15 protein-coding genes are annotated in these 16,116 nt (G+C 71.2%); 14 read left to right on the forward strand and 1 reads right to left on the reverse strand.

Annotated features, from left to right (window positions below; translation table 11 throughout):
* Positions 1 to 15: 15 nt before the first annotated feature.
* From ACN269_RS19255 to ACN269_RS19320, 14 genes are all read left to right on the forward strand, one after another.
* A complete protein-coding gene (locus ACN269_RS19255; protein ID WP_396803399.1) occupies positions 16 to 780 on the forward strand; it encodes an ABC transporter ATP-binding protein in 765 nt (254 codons plus the stop codon).
* Positions 765 to 2,474: an ABC transporter permease gene (locus ACN269_RS19260; protein ID WP_421473736.1), complete on the forward strand. Its 1,710-nt coding sequence runs from the start codon at positions 765 to 767 to the stop codon at positions 2,472 to 2,474. Before ACN269_RS19255 ends, ACN269_RS19260 begins: the two co-directional genes overlap by 16 nt.
* A 443-nt stretch (positions 2,475 to 2,917) precedes the next feature.
* On the forward strand, positions 2,918 to 3,547 hold the full coding sequence (locus ACN269_RS19265; RefSeq protein WP_421473737.1) for a flavin reductase family protein: 630 nt from the start codon (positions 2,918 to 2,920) through the stop codon (positions 3,545 to 3,547).
* A 167-nt stretch (positions 3,548 to 3,714) separates the two neighbouring features.
* Positions 3,715 to 4,080 carry a DUF485 domain-containing protein gene (locus tag ACN269_RS19270; protein ID WP_355048660.1) on the forward strand — a complete coding sequence of 122 codons (366 nt, stop codon included), beginning with the start codon at positions 3,715 to 3,717 and terminating at the stop codon, positions 4,078 to 4,080.
* Positions 4,058 to 5,749 (forward strand): cation acetate symporter, encoded by a 1,692-nt coding sequence (locus ACN269_RS19275; protein ID WP_421473738.1) that lies wholly within the window; start codon positions 4,058 to 4,060, stop codon positions 5,747 to 5,749. The genes ACN269_RS19270 and ACN269_RS19275 overlap by 23 nt, the downstream gene beginning before the upstream one ends.
* Before the next feature lie 81 nt (positions 5,750 to 5,830).
* On the forward strand, positions 5,831 to 6,808 hold the full coding sequence (locus tag ACN269_RS19280; RefSeq protein ID WP_421473739.1) for an NAD-dependent epimerase/dehydratase family protein: 978 nt from the start codon (positions 5,831 to 5,833) through the stop codon (positions 6,806 to 6,808).
* Between the two features lie 76 nt (positions 6,809 to 6,884).
* Positions 6,885 to 8,108 carry an LCP family protein gene (locus ACN269_RS19285; RefSeq protein ID WP_421473740.1) on the forward strand — a complete coding sequence of 408 codons (1,224 nt, stop codon included), beginning with the start codon at positions 6,885 to 6,887 and terminating at the stop codon, positions 8,106 to 8,108.
* A 181-nt stretch (positions 8,109 to 8,289) separates the two neighbouring features.
* On the forward strand, positions 8,290 to 9,549 hold the full coding sequence (locus tag ACN269_RS19290; RefSeq protein ID WP_421473741.1) for an LCP family protein: 1,260 nt from the start codon (positions 8,290 to 8,292) through the stop codon (positions 9,547 to 9,549).
* Positions 9,550 to 9,772: 223 nt separating this feature from the next.
* Positions 9,773 to 10,690, forward strand: a complete 918-nt coding sequence (locus ACN269_RS19295) for an LCP family protein (protein ID WP_421473742.1) — start codon at positions 9,773 to 9,775, stop codon at positions 10,688 to 10,690.
* A 58-nt stretch (positions 10,691 to 10,748) separates the two neighbouring features.
* A complete protein-coding gene (locus ACN269_RS19300) occupies positions 10,749 to 11,084 on the forward strand; it encodes a rhodanese-like domain-containing protein (protein ID WP_355048654.1) in 336 nt (111 codons plus the stop codon).
* A 10-nt stretch (positions 11,085 to 11,094) separates the two neighbouring features.
* Positions 11,095 to 11,883, forward strand: a complete 789-nt coding sequence (locus ACN269_RS19305; protein WP_421473743.1) for a glycerophosphodiester phosphodiesterase — start codon at positions 11,095 to 11,097, stop codon at positions 11,881 to 11,883.
* Between the two features lie 53 nt (positions 11,884 to 11,936).
* Positions 11,937 to 13,391 (forward strand): ATP-binding protein, encoded by a 1,455-nt coding sequence (locus ACN269_RS19310; protein WP_421473744.1) that lies wholly within the window; start codon positions 11,937 to 11,939, stop codon positions 13,389 to 13,391.
* Positions 13,392 to 13,451: 60 nt separating this feature from the next.
* On the forward strand, positions 13,452 to 13,856 hold the full coding sequence (locus ACN269_RS19315) for an ATP-binding protein (protein ID WP_421476430.1): 405 nt from the start codon (positions 13,452 to 13,454) through the stop codon (positions 13,854 to 13,856).
* A 58-nt stretch (positions 13,857 to 13,914) separates the two neighbouring features.
* Complete coding sequence (locus ACN269_RS19320) at positions 13,915 to 14,802, forward strand: DUF5926 family protein (RefSeq protein ID WP_421473745.1); 888 nt, start codon at positions 13,915 to 13,917, stop codon at positions 14,800 to 14,802.
* 48 nt (positions 14,803 to 14,850) lie between these two features.
* Here the strand turns inward: ACN269_RS19320 and ACN269_RS19325 are convergent, their stop codons facing one another.
* A complete protein-coding gene (locus ACN269_RS19325; protein ID WP_421473746.1) occupies positions 14,851 to 16,068 on the reverse strand; it encodes an arginine deiminase in 1,218 nt (405 codons plus the stop codon).
* Between the last annotated feature and the right edge of the window lie 48 nt (positions 16,069 to 16,116).

Consider the following 16,116-nt stretch of genomic DNA (forward strand, 5'->3'; position numbering starts at 1 on the left):
GGATAACGTCGGGCCATGACTGGTGAGCATCCCGCGCTCGTGCTGCGTGGTCTGGCTAAGCGGTTCGACGGCACGGTGGCGGTCGCCGGTGTCGACCTGGACGTGCCCGCCGGGTCCTTCTACGGGCTGCTCGGTCCCAACGGCGCCGGCAAGACCACCACCCTGTCGATGGCGGTCGGCCTGTTACGACCGGACGCCGGCTCGGCGTGGGTGCTCGGTCAGGACGTGTGGCGCGACCCGGTCACGGCCAAGCAACTGCTCGGCGTGATGCCCGACGGCGTACGGCTGTTCGACCGGCTCAGCGGCGCGGAACTGCTGGCGTACCACGGGCTGCTGCGGGGGATGGACCCGGCGGTGGTCGACCAGCGGGCCGCGGAACTGCTGGACGTACTGGCGCTCGGCGACGCCGGCCGGACGCTGGTGGTGGACTACTCGGCGGGCATGAAGAAGAAGATCGGCCTGGCCTGCGCGTTGCTGCACGGCCCCCGGGTGCTGGTGCTGGACGAGCCGTTCGAGGCGGTCGACCCGGTGTCGGCGGCGCTGATCCGCGACATCCTCACCCGGTACGCGGCCGGAGGCGGCACGGTGGTCTTCTCCAGTCACGTGATGGAGGTCGTCGAGCGGCTCTGCTCGCACGTGGCGATCCTGGCCCAGGGCACCATCAAGCGGGTCGGCACGATCGCGGACGTCCGGGGCGACCGGTCGCTGGAGCAGGTCTTCGTCGAGGTGGTCGGCGGGCGTACCGCGACCGGTGACGAGTTGTCATGGCTGTCTCGGTGACCCCGGCCACCGCGGCCACTGCGCCCGCAACCCCGGCGCGAAGGGTCTCGGCGCGGCACTTCGTGCGGCTCAAGCTGCGGGTGATGGGCAACAACTTCCGGGGCCAGGGCTGGCGGATCGCCATGTTCGTCGGCGGGGCGCTGGTCGGCCTCTGGTTCGCGGCCAGTGGCTTCTTCCTGTTCGCCGCGCCGGGCATGACGGGCAACGGCCAGTACGCGGTGCTGGTCGCGGCGGCCGGCGGGGGCCTGCTCGTGCTCGGTTGGCTGCTGCTGCCGCTGGTCTTCTTCGGGGTGGACGAGACACTCGATCCGGCCCGGTTCGCGCTGCTGCCGCTGCCGCGCCGCACCCTGGTCGTCGGCCTGTTCGCCGCCGCGCTGGTCAGCGTTCCGGTACTCGCGGCGTCGATCGCCTCGCTGGGGCTGGTGCTGACCGCCTGGGCGCTGGGCGGTTGGTCCGCCGGTGTGGTGGCGGTGCTCGGCGTACTCTCCGGGTTGTTGCTCTGTGTGGCCGCGAGCCGCGCGGTGACCAGTGCCTTCGCCAGCATGCTGCGGTCCCGTCGGGTACGCGACCTGGCTGCCGTACTGCTGGCGGTGACCGCCGCGCTCCTCGGTCCGTTGCAGGTCTTCGGCTTGGCGGCGCTGCGCCAGACGGACTGGACCCGACTGACCGGGCCCGCGTCGGTGCTCGGGTGGACCCCGTTCGGGGCACCGTGGACCGCCGGCATCGACGTGGCGCAGGGGCGGGTGTGGGCCGCCCCGCTCAAGCTGCTGATCACGGTGGCGGCCATCGCCGCCCTGCTGACCTGGTGGTCGCGATCGCTGGAGTCGGCGATGGTGGGCTCGGCGACCGCCGGCCCGGCACCGGCCCGACGCAGCGTCGACGGCGGCGCGGTCGCCCAACTCTTTCCCCGGGCCGCCACCTGGGCGCGGCGGGACCGGTTCGGCGCACTCGTCGCCCGCGAGGCGCGCTACTGGTGGCGCGACGCTCGTCGCCGAGCCAACCTGATCACCATCGCGGTGGTCGGGATCTTCGTGCCCGTCCTGATCAACGTGATGGGCGGGGACTTCGCGTCGCAGGACGGAGGGCTCACGGCAGCGGCCGGCGACAGCTCACCGGTCGTGGTCACCCTCTCCCTGCTCCTCGTCGGCATCGTCGCCTCGGCCACCCTCGCCAACCAGTTCGGCTTCGACGGCAGCGCGTACGCCGCGAACGTCGTGGCCGGCGTGCCCGGTGGGGTCGAGCTGCGCGCGCGGATGACCGCGTTCTCGCTGTACGTCCTGCCGATGCTGGCGCTCGTCGCGGTGGTGCTGTCGGTACTGCTCAGTCGACCGCAGTGGATCGGGCTGATGGTCGGCAGTCTGCTCGCCACCTACGGCGCCGGGCTGGCGGTGAACAGCTTCCTCTCGGTGCTCGGGGCGTACTCACTGCCGGAGACGAGCAACCCGTTCGGGATGAACAGCGGTGCCGGTATGGCGAAGGGGGTGCTCACCCTGCTGGCCATGATCACCACGGCGGTCATCGGGGTGCCGATGGTGGTTGCCGCCGCGCTGCTCGGCGACGCCTGGCTCTGGCTGGCCCTTCCGCTCGGCACGGGGTACGGGCTGGGCGCGGCGCTGCTCGGCGCGTACCTGGCCGGTGACGTACTGGACCGGCGTCAGCCGGAGCTGCTGGCCACCGTCACGCCCCGTCGCTAGCCGACCTGTTCCAAGGGCTCGGTGAGCGGGGGTGTTGGTGCGTCTGATGGTCGAAGATCGCTGAAGCGCCCGAGGTCGTGCCGCACGGGAGCACCTGTCCCTGCCGTGACCGAGGGTCAACTCGCAGCGACACGTCCTCGACCGGTGGACGTCGGCGGTCAACTCCCGTGATAGGTCATCTAGGCGACCGGGCCGCGAGACGCGTGGGCCGCGAGGAAATCGGCCCAGGCCGACGGGCTGAACGTGAGCGACGGCCGTGCCGGGCGCGATCGAGCCGGCACGCGGCGGCGCGTCGCGCGGCGCCCGGGGACCTGCCACCCTCACAAGCGTGATGCCGGTGGGTCATCTTGATGACGCACAGGCATCACGCTCACTGAGGTGTTGCCTCCCGGCGGCCGCCGGAGGTGTGCGGTGAGTCGGCCGCACCTGCCGATGCGACCGCTGTGGCGGAGGCGGGCGACCAGCTCGCCCGGCTGAACGGGCGACCCGCCGACCTGCACGCGCGCTTCGTCGGTTGGGTGCGGGGCCGGGGCGGCACAATGTTTCACGTGAATCATGAGCCGGGCGCCGAGATCCACCACACCGACCCGTTCGCCGTGCCGACCGGGCAACGGTCACCGGCCCGCCGGCTGCGGGGTCGGCTCGCCGCGCCGGTCACCCTCTGGACGGCGCCCGGCCCGGCCGGTCTGACGGTGTCGTCGACGATGGTCGCGGAGGGGGAGCCGGACCGACTGCTCGGGCTGATCGACCCGGAGTCCGACCTCTGGGCGGCCGCCGAGGAGGCGGGCCGGTTCGCGGTCGCACCACTCGGCCCGCCACACCGGCAGCTCGCCGACCGCTTCGCCGGCCTCTTTCCCGCGCCGGGAGGACTCTTCGCCGCCGGGTCGTGGACCGACACGCCCTACGGGCCGGTGCCGTCCGACGCCGGCGGCTGGGCGGGGTGCCAGCTGGACACCGCCCGGGAGTACGGCTGGGGTCTGCTGGTGGAGGCCACCATCGAGGCCGTCGACCTGATCGAGGACACCACGCCGCTCCTGCACTACCGGGGGCGGTACCACGAGCTGCCGGGCTGACCAGGAAGCGCGACCGGTCACCGGAGTGACTTGGGTCACTCGGCGCACCCAGTCAACCGCTCGGCGCACTCCACGACCGGCGTCGATCTCGACCTTCCCCGTCGGGGAGCGTGCCTCCTACGGTGCGCGCAACTACCCCCGACGCCTGTGAAGGTGGTGATCCACAGATGTCCACGGACACACCCGCGCCGACCGCTTCCCAGCCGGACAAGTACCTGGCCGTACAACAGTCAGACGAGTTCGCCGGGTTGCGGCGCGCGCTGCGCGGCTTCGTCTTCCCGATGACCGTCGCGTTCTTCCTGTGGTACGCGCTCTACGTCATTCTCTCCGCGTACGCCCGGGACTTCATGGGCACGAAGCTGTTCGGCAGCAACATCAACGTTGCCCTGGTCTTCGGCCTGCTCCAGTTCGTCTCGACGTTCCTGATCGCCTGGCTCTACTCCCGGTACGCCGACCGCAAGATCGACCCGGTCGCCGACCGGATCCGCGCCGAGATCGGGGAGGTGACCCATGACGACGGTCCACGCGGCTGACCTGCTCCTCGCGGCCGACGCGACGAACCACACGGCCCGCAACCTGACCATCACGCTGTTCCTGGTGTTCGTGGCGGTGACCCTGGGCATCACCATCTGGGCCAGCCGGCAGACCAAGACGGCCACCGACTTCTACGCCGGCGGCCGGTCCTTCTCCGGGTTCCAGAACGGCATGGCGATCGGCGGCGACTACATGTCGGCCGCCTCGTTCCTCGGCATCGCCGGCATCATCGCGCTCTACGGCTACGACGGCTTCCTCTACTCGATCGGGTTCCTGGTCGCCTGGCTGGTGGCCCTCCTGCTGGTCGCGGAGCTGCTGCGCAACTCCGGCCGGTACACGATGGCCGACGTGCTGGCGTTCCGGATGCGGCAGCGTCCGGTGCGGACGGCGGCCGCCGTCTCCACCATCACCGTCTCGATCTTCTACCTGCTCGCCCAGATGGTCGGCGCCGGCGCGCTCGTCGCGCTGCTGCTCGGCATCAAGCCCGGGACGACGTTCCTCGGCATGGACGCCGCCACCGCCAAGGTGGCGACCATCATCATGGTCGGCGCCCTGATGATCATCTACGTGACCGTGGGTGGCATGAAGGGCACCACGTACGTGCAGATCGTCAAGGCGTTCCTGCTGATGAGCGGCGCGCTGCTGATGACCGTGCTGGTGCTGGCGAAGTACCACTTCAACCTCTCCGAGCTGCTGGGCGCCGCCGCCTCCGCGTCCGGCAAGGGCGACAAGCTCCTGGAACCGGGCCTGCGGTACGGGGTCGAGGTCGCCGGGAACGCCACGCAGACGTTCTACAACAAGATGGACCTGCTCTCGCTCGGCATCGCCCTGGTGCTCGGCACCGCCGGTCTGCCGCACATCCTGATCCGCTTCTACACCGTGCCGACCGCCAAGGCGGCCCGTAAGAGCGTGCTCTGGGCCATCGGCATCATCGGCACCTTCTACCTGCTCACCCTGGCCCTCGGCTTCGGCGCGGCGGCGATGGTGGGCGGCGAGGCGATCACCGCACAGGACAAGGCCGGCAACACCGCCGCGCCGCAGTTGGCCGAGGCGCTCGGCCTGGAGTTCTTCGGTGGTGAACTGGGTGGTGCGGCCCTGCTGGCGATCATCGCGGCGGTCGCCTTCGCCACCATCCTGGCCGTGGTCGCCGGGTTGACGCTGGCCTCCTCGTCCAGCCTGGCCCACGACTTCTACGCGAACGTCCTGAAGAAGGGCGAGACCTCCGAGCGCCAGGAGGTACGGGTCGCCCGGATCTCCGCCCTGGTGATCGGCGCGATCTCGATCCTGCTGTCGATCTACGCGCAGAACCTCAACGTGGCGTTCCTGGTGGCGCTGGCCTTCGCGGTCGCCGCCTCGGGCAACCTGCCGGCGATCCTCTACAGCCTGTTCTGGAAGCGGTTCAACACCTCCGGAGCGGTGTGGGCGATCTACGGCGGCCTGCTCTCGGCCGTGGTGCTGGTGTTCTTCTCACCGGTGGTCTCGGGCGCGGCGACGTCGATGTTCCCGGACCACGACTGGCAGTGGTTCCCGCTGTCCAACCCGGGCATCCTGTCCATCCCGTTCGGGTTCCTCTGCGGGTTCGTCGGCACGCTCATCTCCAAGGAGCACGACGAGGACAAGTACGCCGAGCTGGAGGTCCGCTCCCTCACCGGCGCGGGCGCCCACTGATCGAGGCACTGGGCCCCCTGTCGACGCCACGCGTCGACAGGGGGCCTCTGGCTGCTCAGGGGGGTCGGTAGGCTGACCGGCATGAAGGTTGTTGAGCGCTTCGGTTCCGGTCACCGCATTCTCGTCACCGGCGGCGCCGGCTTCGTTCCGTCGCACCTGGTCGACTCCCTGCTCGCCCGGGGCTGCACGGTGGTGGCGCTGGACAACTTCGTCACCGGGTCCAAGGAGAACGTCGCCCACCTGCTGGACCGGCCGACCTTCACCCTGGTCGAGGCGGACATCTCCGACGGTCTGCCGACGCACCACCCCGCGCTGGCCGAGCGCTTCGACGCGATCCTGCACATGGCCTCTCCGGCCAGCCCCACCGACTTCGCCCAGCTTCCGGTGGAGATCCTGCGGGTCGGCTCGGTGGGCACCCTGCACCTGCTGGACCGCGCGGTCGCCGACGGTGCCCGGTTCCTGATGGCCTCCACCTCCGAGGCGTACGGGGACCCGAAGGAGCACCCGCAGCGCGAGACCTACTGGGGCAACGTCAACCCCATCGGCGTACGCAGCGTCTACGACGAGGCGAAGCGCTTCTCCGAGGCGGCCACCATGGCGTACCACCGGTACCGGGGGCTGGACGCCGCAATCGTGCGGATCTTCAACACATACGGCCCGCGGATGCGCCCGGACGACGGTCGCGCCATCCCGACGTTCATCTCCCAGGCGCTGCGCGACGAGCCCATCACCGTGCACGGCACCGGCAACCAGACCCGGTCGATCTGCTTCGTCGAGGATCTGGTGCGGGGCATCCTGCTGCTGCTCGACTCGACCGAAACCGGCCCGGTCAACTGCGGCACCGAGCACGAGATGTCGATGCGTCAACTCGCCGAGTTGATCGTGTCGCTCTCCGACAGCAACTCGGAGGTGACGTACATCACGCGTAGCGCCGACGACCCCGAGATGCGCCGCCCCGATCTGACCCTCGCCCGTGAACTGCTCGGATACGAGCCGACCGTGACGCCGGAAGACGGCCTGCGACGCACGATCGAGTACTTCCGGGCGCGGCTAGGGTAGCCGGTTCGCGGCGGACCGCCGATCGCTGAGTGTCACCTGAGGGCGGTAGTGGCTCCCGCTACGTACCCTGATTTGCATGTCAGCGACCTCTGCCGGCGTTCCCCATCCGTACCTGCACCGCAGCGCCGGGCGCGCCTCGGTGCCCGGCCCCGACCGGGGCGCCTCCGGGCGCGCCCGTCCGGCCGAGGCGCGCTTCTACCCGTCGTACGACGACCGGCCGGGCGGCCCGCGCGGCCCGGTGGGACCGACGGGACCCGGCGGACCGGGTGGCACCGGTGGGCCGGGACGGCGTGGCCCCCGCCCCCGCTGGGGCCGGATCGGCCTGGTGGCGGGCATCGCGGTGCTGGTGCTGGCGCTGCTCGGCGGCCTGGGCGCGTGGCTGTACGCGCGCAACCTCAACAACGACCTGGCCCGCACCGACCCCTTCGCGGAGATCACCGGCGGTCGGCCGGCGAAGGCTGTCGACGGCGCGTTGAACATCCTGCTGGTCGGCAGCGACTCCCGGGACCCGGACGCGCCGGTCGACACCAAGAGCCAGTGGCGGGCCGACACCATCATCGTGATGCACATCCCCGCCGACCACCAGGAGGCGTACCTGGTCTCCATTCCGCGTGACCTGTACGTGCCGATCCCGGAGAGCGCCGGCGCGGACTGCGGCTCCGGCCAGCGCGCGAAGATCAACGCGGCGTTCGCCTTCGGTGGCCTGCCGCTGGCGGTCCGTACCGTCGAGTGCTTCAGCGACGTGCGGATCGACCACGTCATGGCGATCGACTTCGGCGGCTTCAAGGAGGTCACCGACGCCCTCGGCGGGGTGGACCTGAAGGTGGAGCGGACGATCACCTCGATCCACAAGCCGTACCGGACGTTCACCAAGGGCACCAACCACATGGACGGCGCGGAGGCGCTGGACTGGATCCGGCAGCGCAAGCAGTTCCCGGACGGCGACTTCGCCCGGATGCGGCACCAGCAGGAGTTCCTGCGGGCGCTGATGGACAAGGCGGCGAGCACGGGCACCTTGGCGAACCCGAAGAAGCTCAACGACTTCCTCAAGTCGGTGACCGCGGCGGTGACCGTCGACCAGGGTTTCTCGTTGACCGATATGGCGGTGCAGTTCCGCAACCTGCGCGGCGAGAACCTGACGTTCCTGACCAGCCCGAACTCGGGCAGCGACACGATCAACGGCGAGTCGGTGGTGGTCTCGGACCGGGAGAAGGCGCTGGCGATGTACAAGGCCATGTCGGCGGACACGATGGCGGACTGGGTGAAGGCCAACCCGCCGAAGAACTCCGACGGCGGCTGAGCGCGCGGAGGGGGCGGCGGGTTACCCAACGCGAGATGGACTCACCGTTTCGGTGATCGAGTACGACCGATCGCCCGGTTGACCGGACCTGTCGTCCCAATTGAGTCCAGATGAACTCGCAAAGTCGAATTGATGTACGTACAGTGGTGCCGCCCCCTCCTGATCACGAGCTGGAGCACGAATGCCGGTTCAGGCCAGCCGTCGCCCTCCGTCCACGAAATCCGCCGCGCAGAGCGGTCGTATCGCTGCGTCCATACCGGTGCAGCCCGGCCCGTCGGGCGGTGGTCCGGGCGGTCGTCCGCCGGGTGATGGTGGCAGTCGGACGGGCGGCAAGGGGCCGGCAAAGAAGCGGCCCCGGCGCAGGGATCCGCTCTGGGCCCGGCTGACCGTGATCTTCGGCGCGGTACTGATGCTCAGCAGCGGGGTTGCCATCGTCGGCTCGAAGGTGCTGATCGGTCAGGCCACCGGCGACATCGCCCAGCGCAACCTGCTCGGTGAAGCCGGCAAGACCGACGCCGAGGGCGGCGCGAGCCTGGACGGCCCGATCGACATGCTGCTGCTCGGCGTGGACGCGCGGGAGCGGTGGGCCGCCGACGACGTCCGGTCGGACAGCATCATCATCCTGCACATCCCGGCCTCGCACGACCAGGCGTACCTGATCTCGATCCCCCGGGACACCGAGGCGCAGATCCCGCCCTTCAAGAAGAGCGGCTTCCCCGGCGGCACCGACAAGATCAACGCCGCTTTCCAGGCCGGTGCCCGGAACGGCGGCGGCTGGGAGGGTGGCGCCCAGTTGATGGCTCAGACGATCAAGCGCCTCACCGGGGTCAGCTTCGACGGCGCGGCGATCATCAACTTCGGCGGCTTCAAGAACGTCATCGACACGTTGGGCACGGTCAAGATCTGCGTCAGCCACGAGGTCAAGTCGAAGCACATGTCGTTCGTCGACGGCAAGCCGATGTGGAACGCCGACGCCAAGAAGACCGGCAAGTCGATGACCCCGGTGGTGCACAAGAAGGGCTGCCAGGAGATGGAGGGCTGGGCCGCCCTCGACTACGCCCGGCAGCGCTACGGCCTCCCCGGCGGCGACTACGACCGGCAGCAGAACCAGCAGCAGCTGATCAAGGCGATGGCCCGGAAGGCCACCGACGGCGGCATGCTGACCAACCCGGCCAAGATGAACTCGTTGATCAAGGCGGCCGGCAAGGCCTTCGTCCTGGACACCGGCGGCGTGCCGATCGAGAACTTCATCTTCACCATGCGTGGCGTGACCGCGAACGAGTTGACCATGTTGAAGACCAACAACGGCAACTTCAACGGCAACGGCAACAACCGTGAGGCGTTGAGCGCGGAGACGATGGAGATGTTCGAGGCGGTCAAGCAGGACAAGCTCGCCGAGTTCGTCTTCACCCACCCCCAGGTGATCTCCGGCCGGAAGTAGCGGGCGCGCGCGGGACCAAGTCGCGCAAAGCCCGGCGACGGTCCCGTCACTGACCGTAGCCTGACGTGAGCAATGTTCACGTATCGGCTGCGGGGAGGCGGTCACGTCCAGGTGGGGACGGAACGCGGCCAGCCGGGCACGCCCGGCCGGGTCGCGCCGCGATCGCTGGCCACGCCTCCTGCTCGGTGTCGGCCTGGCCCTCGTCCTGCTGGCCGGGCTCGCCGTGGCGGGCCTCAAGACACTGACCCACCGGTACGACCGAACGGTCACCAAGGAGCAGTTGCTCGACGCCGACGCCCGCACCGACCGGACCGACCTCGACGGGGCGCTCAACTACCTGCTGATCGGCACCGACCGGCGGGCCGGCAGCAGCGAGCCGGACCAGCGCTCCGACACCATCCTCATCGTGCACGTGCCCGCCGGACGGCGTGCGGCGTATCTGGTCTCCATTCCGCGTGACCTGCTGGTCGCCATCCCACCGGCGAACGGCTTCGGCGGCGGCCCCGACAAGATCAATGCCGCGTACGAGCACGGCGGCGGCGGACCGGCCGGCAGCCGACTGCTCTCCACCACCCTGAACCGGCTCACCGGCATCCGGTTCGACGGTGCCGCCCTGATCGACTTCGCCGGCTTCCGGAAGGTGATCGACCTCCTGGGCGGGGTGCAGATGTGCGTCGACACCGAGGTGCGCTCGATCCACACCAATCGGGTCTTCCGGACCGGCTGCCAGCGGATGGACGGGGCACAGGCGCTGGACTACGTACGGCAGCGCTACGACCTGCCCGGGGGCGACTTCGACCGACAACGCCACCAGCAGCAACTCCTGCGGGCGATGCTGGACAGCGCCGGCGACGCCGACCTGCGGAACAATCCGGTGAAGCTGGACCAGGTGCTCCGGGCGGTCGGTGGCTCGCTGACCGTCGACACCAACGGCGTACCCCTCGAGGACCTGCTCGTCGCGCTCCGCGCGCTGCCGCCCGACGGGATGCGCGGCGTCCAGGTGCCCTCGTCCCCGCAGACCATCGACCAGGTCTCGTACGTGGTGCTCGACAACGGCGGCAATGGGCTGTTCGAGGCGGTCCGGGGCACCCGCGTACCGGCCTGGGCGCAGGCCAACCCGCGCTGGGTGACCCGGTTGTAACCGTGGCGACGGCCGGGTCGGTGCCGATCCGGCCGCCGAGGATCTAGTGTTGCTTCCTGTGTTCGGACCCCAGGTTCCCACCGTGCCCGTGACCGAGATCGCCGACGACACCTACCTGCTCGACGTGCGGGAGGCCGACGAATGGGCGGCCGGCCACGCCCCCACCGCACACCACCTGCCGATGATGGAGTTGCCCGCTCGGCTGGCCGAGGTGCCGACCGACCGGGACGTGGCCGTCATCTGCCGCTCCGGTGGACGATCCGCCCAGGTCGTCGCCTACCTAATCAATAACGGTTGGGGGCAGGTACGCAACGCCGACGGCGGGATGCGCCAGTGGGCGGCGGTCGGCCGGCCGGTGGTCGACGCGAACGGGCAGCCCGGCCAGGTCATCTGAGGCGGGCGGGATGGGCGGACCACTGGTCTTCGCGCACCGCGGCGCCTCGTACGACCTTCCGGAGCACACCCTCGCCGCATACCTGCGCGCCCTCGACGAGGGTGCCGACGGGCTGGAGTGCGACGTCCGGCTGACCCGGGACGGTCATCTGGTCTGCGTACACGACCGGCGGCTGGACCGCACGAGCAACGGTCGCGGGCTGGTCAGCGCGCGTACTCTCGCCGAGTTGGACGCGCTGGACTTCGGTTCGTGGCATCCGGCCGGCGCGCCGGGCGGTGACCTGCCGCCGGACGAGTCGCACACCCGGCTGTTGACCCTGGCCCGGCTGCTCGACGCGGTGCTCGCCGCCGGGCGGCCCGTCCGGTTGCTCGTGGAGACGAAGCATCCGTCGCGCTTCGGCTCACTGGTGGAGCGGCGGCTGGTCGACCTGCTACGGCAGTACGGGCTGGTCGATCCGGCACCCGACGATCCGGTCCAGGTGACCGTCATGTCGTTCTCTCCGCTGGCCGTACGACGGATCCGGGAGCTGGCCCCGGCGCTGCCCACGGTGCTGCTGCTGGAGGTGCTGCCACCCTGGCTGCGTCTCGGCCGGTTGCCGTTCGGCGCCCGCATCGCCGGCCCGGGCATCGGCCTGCTCCGGGCCCGCCCCCACCTGCTGCCCGCGCTGCGCGCCGCCGGTAACCAGGTGTACGTCTGGACGGTCAACGAGCCGGCCGACGTGGAGCTGGTGCTGGCCGAGGAGGTGGACGGGATCATCACGGACCGACCGGCGCACGTCCTGGCCCGGCGGGACCGCTGAACACACGACGACCAGGGGTGCCGAAAGCCGGGCCGGCGGGGCAGACTCGGCACATGCCGGAGCGTATCGACTTTCCCGCTCTCCTCGCCGGCCACACCGTCGTGATCGAGATGATCAATGCGGGGGACGCGGGCCTGCCGGTCCTCACCCAACTCCTCCGGATGACCCAACCGGCGCTGCGCGCGAGCGGGATGGCGTTCGTCGAGTTCGGTCCGACCGGCGGCCGGGTGATCGCGGCCACCGGCGCGGCGGAGTGGGCCCTCGGCCGGCCGCTCGCGGCGGACGACCCGGACACGGTCCGCCTGCTCTCCGGCCCCCGGGTGAGCCAGGTCCGGGTGACCGACCTGAGCGGCAAGCTCGCCGCCGAACTGGCCGGCAGCGGACTACGCCGGATGGTGGTCTCCCGGGCCGAGATCGGCGGTCACACCGTCGGCAGCCTGCACGCCCTCTATCCGGGCGACGACGAGCCGGGCGCCGAGCAGCAGGGCGTCATCGCGTACCTCGCCTCCTGCGTCGCCCACATGTACGGCGACCAGAGCGGATTGCCGGTGCACGGGGACGGGCCGGTGGTGGCGGCGCTCGCCGACGGGCTGGCGGTGGTCGACCGGGACGGGCACGTCCGGCTGTGGAACCCGGCCGCCGTCCAGGTGACCGGCTGCGCGACGGATCAGGCCCTGAACCGGCCGCTGCCGTTGCCGCTGCCGCCCGCCGGGCAGGTCCGCGACCACCGGCTGCCGGACGGGCGCTGGCTGCGCATCACCTCCGGCGACCTGCCCGGCCCGGGCGCGCTGCGGGTGGTCACCTTCCGCGACATCACCGACCAGCAGCGCCGCGACCACGACCGGGAACTGTTCGTCGCGGTGACCAGCCACGAGCTACGCACGCCGGTCACCGTCATCAAGGGGTACGCGGACACCCTCACCGACCACTGGGAGTCGCTGACCGACGGCGACCGGCGGCAGGCGGCCCGGGTGATCGGGCAGCGCGCCAACGAACTGGCCCGGCTGGTCGACCGGCTGCTCTCCTCGGCGGCCGAGACAGGACCCGCGGACGAGCCGCCCACCCCGTTCGACCTCGGTGCGGCGCTGCGCGCCGCAGTGGTGGACCTGCCGGCGGAGCTACGGCACCGGCTGACGCTTCGGCTGCCCGTCGACCTGCCCAAGGCGCTCGGCCACCGGCCCAGCCTGGCGACCGTCCTGACCGAGCTGGTGACCAATGCCGGAAAGTACTCGCCGCCGGGCTCCCCCATTGAAGTCACTGCCGGGGTCGACGGTCAGTTGGTCGCGTTCCGGGTGAGTGACCGCGGCATCAGCATCCGGCCGGAGCACGTGGAACGCGCTTTCGACCGGTTCTGGCAGGGCGAGTCCGGTGACCGGCGCGGTTACCCCGGAGCGGGGCTCGGCCTCTATCTCGTCCGTCGGATCGTTGAACAACAGAATGGATGGGTATCCCTACGTCCGAGGACCGACGGCGGTACGGTCGCAGAGGTGCGACTACCGCGCGGTTGACCAGCGGGGCGCGACGTGGAGGCGACGGTGGCGACGGCGGCGAGGGATCGGGCGTGGTGCGTGGTGGTTCCCCATCACCCCGCCGGCGCACGACTGGCCCGGCATCGGCTCGCCGACGACCTGGCGGACGTCGTACCCCCGGCGCTCCTCGCGGACCTGATCGCGGTGCTGGCCGAACTGGTGGGCAACTCGGTCCGGCACGCCCGTCCCCTGCCCGGCGGTGTGGTCCGGGTGGCCTGGCGGCTGCGGCCGTCCGCCAACGGCCCACGGATCCAGTTGCGGGTGACCGACGGCGGCGCGGCCACCGGCCCCCGGATCCGCACCGCCGGCCTCGACGCGGCGGACGGGCGGGGCCTGCACATCGTGGCCGGCCTGGCGACCCGCTGGGGCGTCGAGCGGGACGGCATGGGCCAGCGCGTCTGGGCGGAGTTCGATCCCACTCCCCGGCTGGTCGCGGCGAACTGACTCCCCGGTGGCGGGTCCGGGCCACGGTGCACGGTCGAGGGCTCTAGGCTGTGACGCCGTGAGCAAGCGTCGAAAGAGCCAGCGAGCAGCCAGCGACACCACCCCCCGTCGGGACAAGGTGCGGGACGTTTTCGTGCCGCGCCCCTTCGAGGGCCTGGTGGACGAGCCTGAGTGGATCGCGCTGCGCGAGCTGGTGCCCGCCGCGTCCGCCCCGCTGCGACTGGCGCCCGCCCTGGTCGAGGAGTTCGGCGACCGGTCGGCGACCCTGGCCACGGTGCTGCCGATGGCCGCGCCCGCCGTGAGCAAGCCGGACGGCCAGGTGCTCATCGGACTCCAGCGGCACCAGCAGTCCGGCGACGTCTCCCGGGACCTGGCCGAGGCACTGCTCTGCGCGCTACGCACCGAGCCGGGCGGCCAGGTGTCCGTGCCGCCGCTGCCCGGGGCCGGGCCGCGACTCCAGGACATCCTGGTGGACGGCCCGCTGGAGATCACCATGCACGACGGGTTCGAGTTCTGGCTCGATCCCGGCGCGACCGACGACCCGGGCGTCCAGGCTTCCCTGGAACGGGCGAACGCCGCCATCTACCCGACCGTGCGGATGACCGCCGCGAAGGCCGCGTACTGGTGCCGGGTCCCCGAGAAGTCGCACGTGCGCTGGGTGCTGCCGGACGACGAGGACGCCGCCCTCGACGCGCTGGCCCGGCTCGGCGCGGCCGGCACGCTGACGCTCGGCGACCAGACGAAGTTCGCCGGGATGTTCCGCGCCCACGGCCGGCTGGTCCCCGTCTGGGACCTGCCGGAGGAGACGCCGGCGAGCGAGTGGGAGGACCCGGTCGCACAGTTCGCCAAGCGCTACGCGGAGGCCCTCGCCAGCACCGAGGCGTTGGACGCCGCAGGTCGGCGGGCCCGCCAGGGGCTGCTCGGCCGCCAGCTCACCCTGCGCTGACCCGGCTACCGCTGCCCGTTACGCCCCACCGGGCAGCGGTGGCCGGGTTCAGCCGCGGACGCGCAGCGGCTCGCGGACGATCGGGCAGGACATGCAGCGCGGGCCGCCCCGGCCGGAGCCCAGCTCCGACCCGGCAATCGGGATGATCTCGATGCCGGCCCGCTCCAACTGCGCGTTGGTCTCCGTGTTGCGCTCATAACCGACGCAGAGCCGGGGCGCGAGGGCGAGGGTGTTGTTGCCGTCGTCCCACTGCTCGCGTTCCGCCGTCACCGGGTCCAGGCCGGTGTCGATGACCCGGAGCTGGTCCAGGTCCATCGCGTCGGCAGCGGCCCGCAGGAAGGGCGCCGGGCCGTCCACCCGTGGGTCCTCGCCGTCCGCGCCGGCGATGACGGTGTACGCCGAGAGCGTGCTGGCGATGTTCGGATACATCAGGACGGCGTCGACGTCGACCATCGTGCAGACCGTGTCCAGGTGCATCGTGGCGCGCTTCTGGGCGATCGGCACCACCAGGATGGTGTGGGCCAGGCCGGCGGCGAAGACCTGCCGGCCGAGGCGTTCCGCGCCCGCCGGAGTGGTCCGCTCACCCACGCCGACCGCGAGCACGCCGGGTGCGAGCAGCAACACGTCCCCGCCCTCCAGGTGTTCCAGGTCGGGCCGGTAGACGAAGTCGGTGCCGGCGAACCGGGGGTGGTGCCGGTAGATGGCGTCGGTCAGGGTGGTCTCCCGGCGGCGGGCCGGCATGGCGAGGCTGGTGACGCCGACCCGGTCGCCGATCCACAGCGACGAGTCCCGGGTGAAGAGCAGGTTGGGCAGCGGGTCGATGACGAAGTCGTGGCGGTCCATCAGGGTGTAGACGAGCCCGCCCGGCCGCTCCGAGCTGATCCGCAGCTCCTCGTGGGCCAGCCCGGCGGTCAGCACGTCGGCCAGCGCGACCGGGTCCAGGTAGGCGAGGTGATCGGCGACCCGGGCGCGGAGCGTGTCGCCGAGGCGGCGCGAGCGCAGCACCTGCTCGGTCAGTTCGGCGCGGGCGTCCTCGACGGCCAGCGTCTCGGCCAGCAGGGTGGCCAGGTAGAGCACTTCGACCCCGCGTTCGCGCAGCGCGGCCGCGAAGGCGTCGTGCTCCTCCTGGGCGCGGCCGACCCAGGGGATCGCGTCGAACAGGAGCGAGTCGTTGTTGCGCGGGGTGAGCCGGGCCAGTTCCGGGCCGGGCCGGTGCAGCAGGACGGTGCCGAGCCGGCCGACTTCACTGTCGACGTAGTGGGTCACTCCCGCAGCGTAGGGCAGGGTTTGGCGGCATCCGAGAAAAGAACTGTG

The sequence above is a fragment of the Micromonospora sp. WMMD736 genome (assembly GCF_049179015.1).
Taxonomy (GTDB): Bacteria; Actinomycetota; Actinomycetes; order Mycobacteriales; family Micromonosporaceae; genus Micromonospora.

Bases quoted from the DNA above. Each gene is read 5' to 3' on its own strand.
- ACN269_RS19255 (WP_396803399.1), top strand. From the start codon at position 16: ATGACTGGTGAGCATCCCGCGCTCGTGCTGCGTGGTCTGGCTAAGCGG.
- ACN269_RS19260 (WP_421473736.1), top strand. From the start codon at position 765: ATGGCTGTCTCGGTGACCCCGGCCACCGCGGCCACTGCGCCCGCAACC.
- ACN269_RS19270 (WP_355048660.1), top strand. From the start codon at position 3,715: ATGTCCACGGACACACCCGCGCCGACCGCTTCCCAGCCGGACAAGTAC.
- ACN269_RS19275 (WP_421473738.1), top strand. From the start codon at position 4,058: ATGACGACGGTCCACGCGGCTGACCTGCTCCTCGCGGCCGACGCGACG.
- ACN269_RS19280 (WP_421473739.1), top strand. From the start codon at position 5,831: ATGAAGGTTGTTGAGCGCTTCGGTTCCGGTCACCGCATTCTCGTCACC.
- ACN269_RS19285 (WP_421473740.1), top strand. From the start codon at position 6,885: ATGTCAGCGACCTCTGCCGGCGTTCCCCATCCGTACCTGCACCGCAGC.
- ACN269_RS19290 (WP_421473741.1), top strand. From the start codon at position 8,290: ATGCCGGTTCAGGCCAGCCGTCGCCCTCCGTCCACGAAATCCGCCGCG.
- ACN269_RS19305 (WP_421473743.1), top strand. From the start codon at position 11,095: ATGGGCGGACCACTGGTCTTCGCGCACCGCGGCGCCTCGTACGACCTT.
- ACN269_RS19310 (WP_421473744.1), top strand. From the start codon at position 11,937: ATGCCGGAGCGTATCGACTTTCCCGCTCTCCTCGCCGGCCACACCGTC.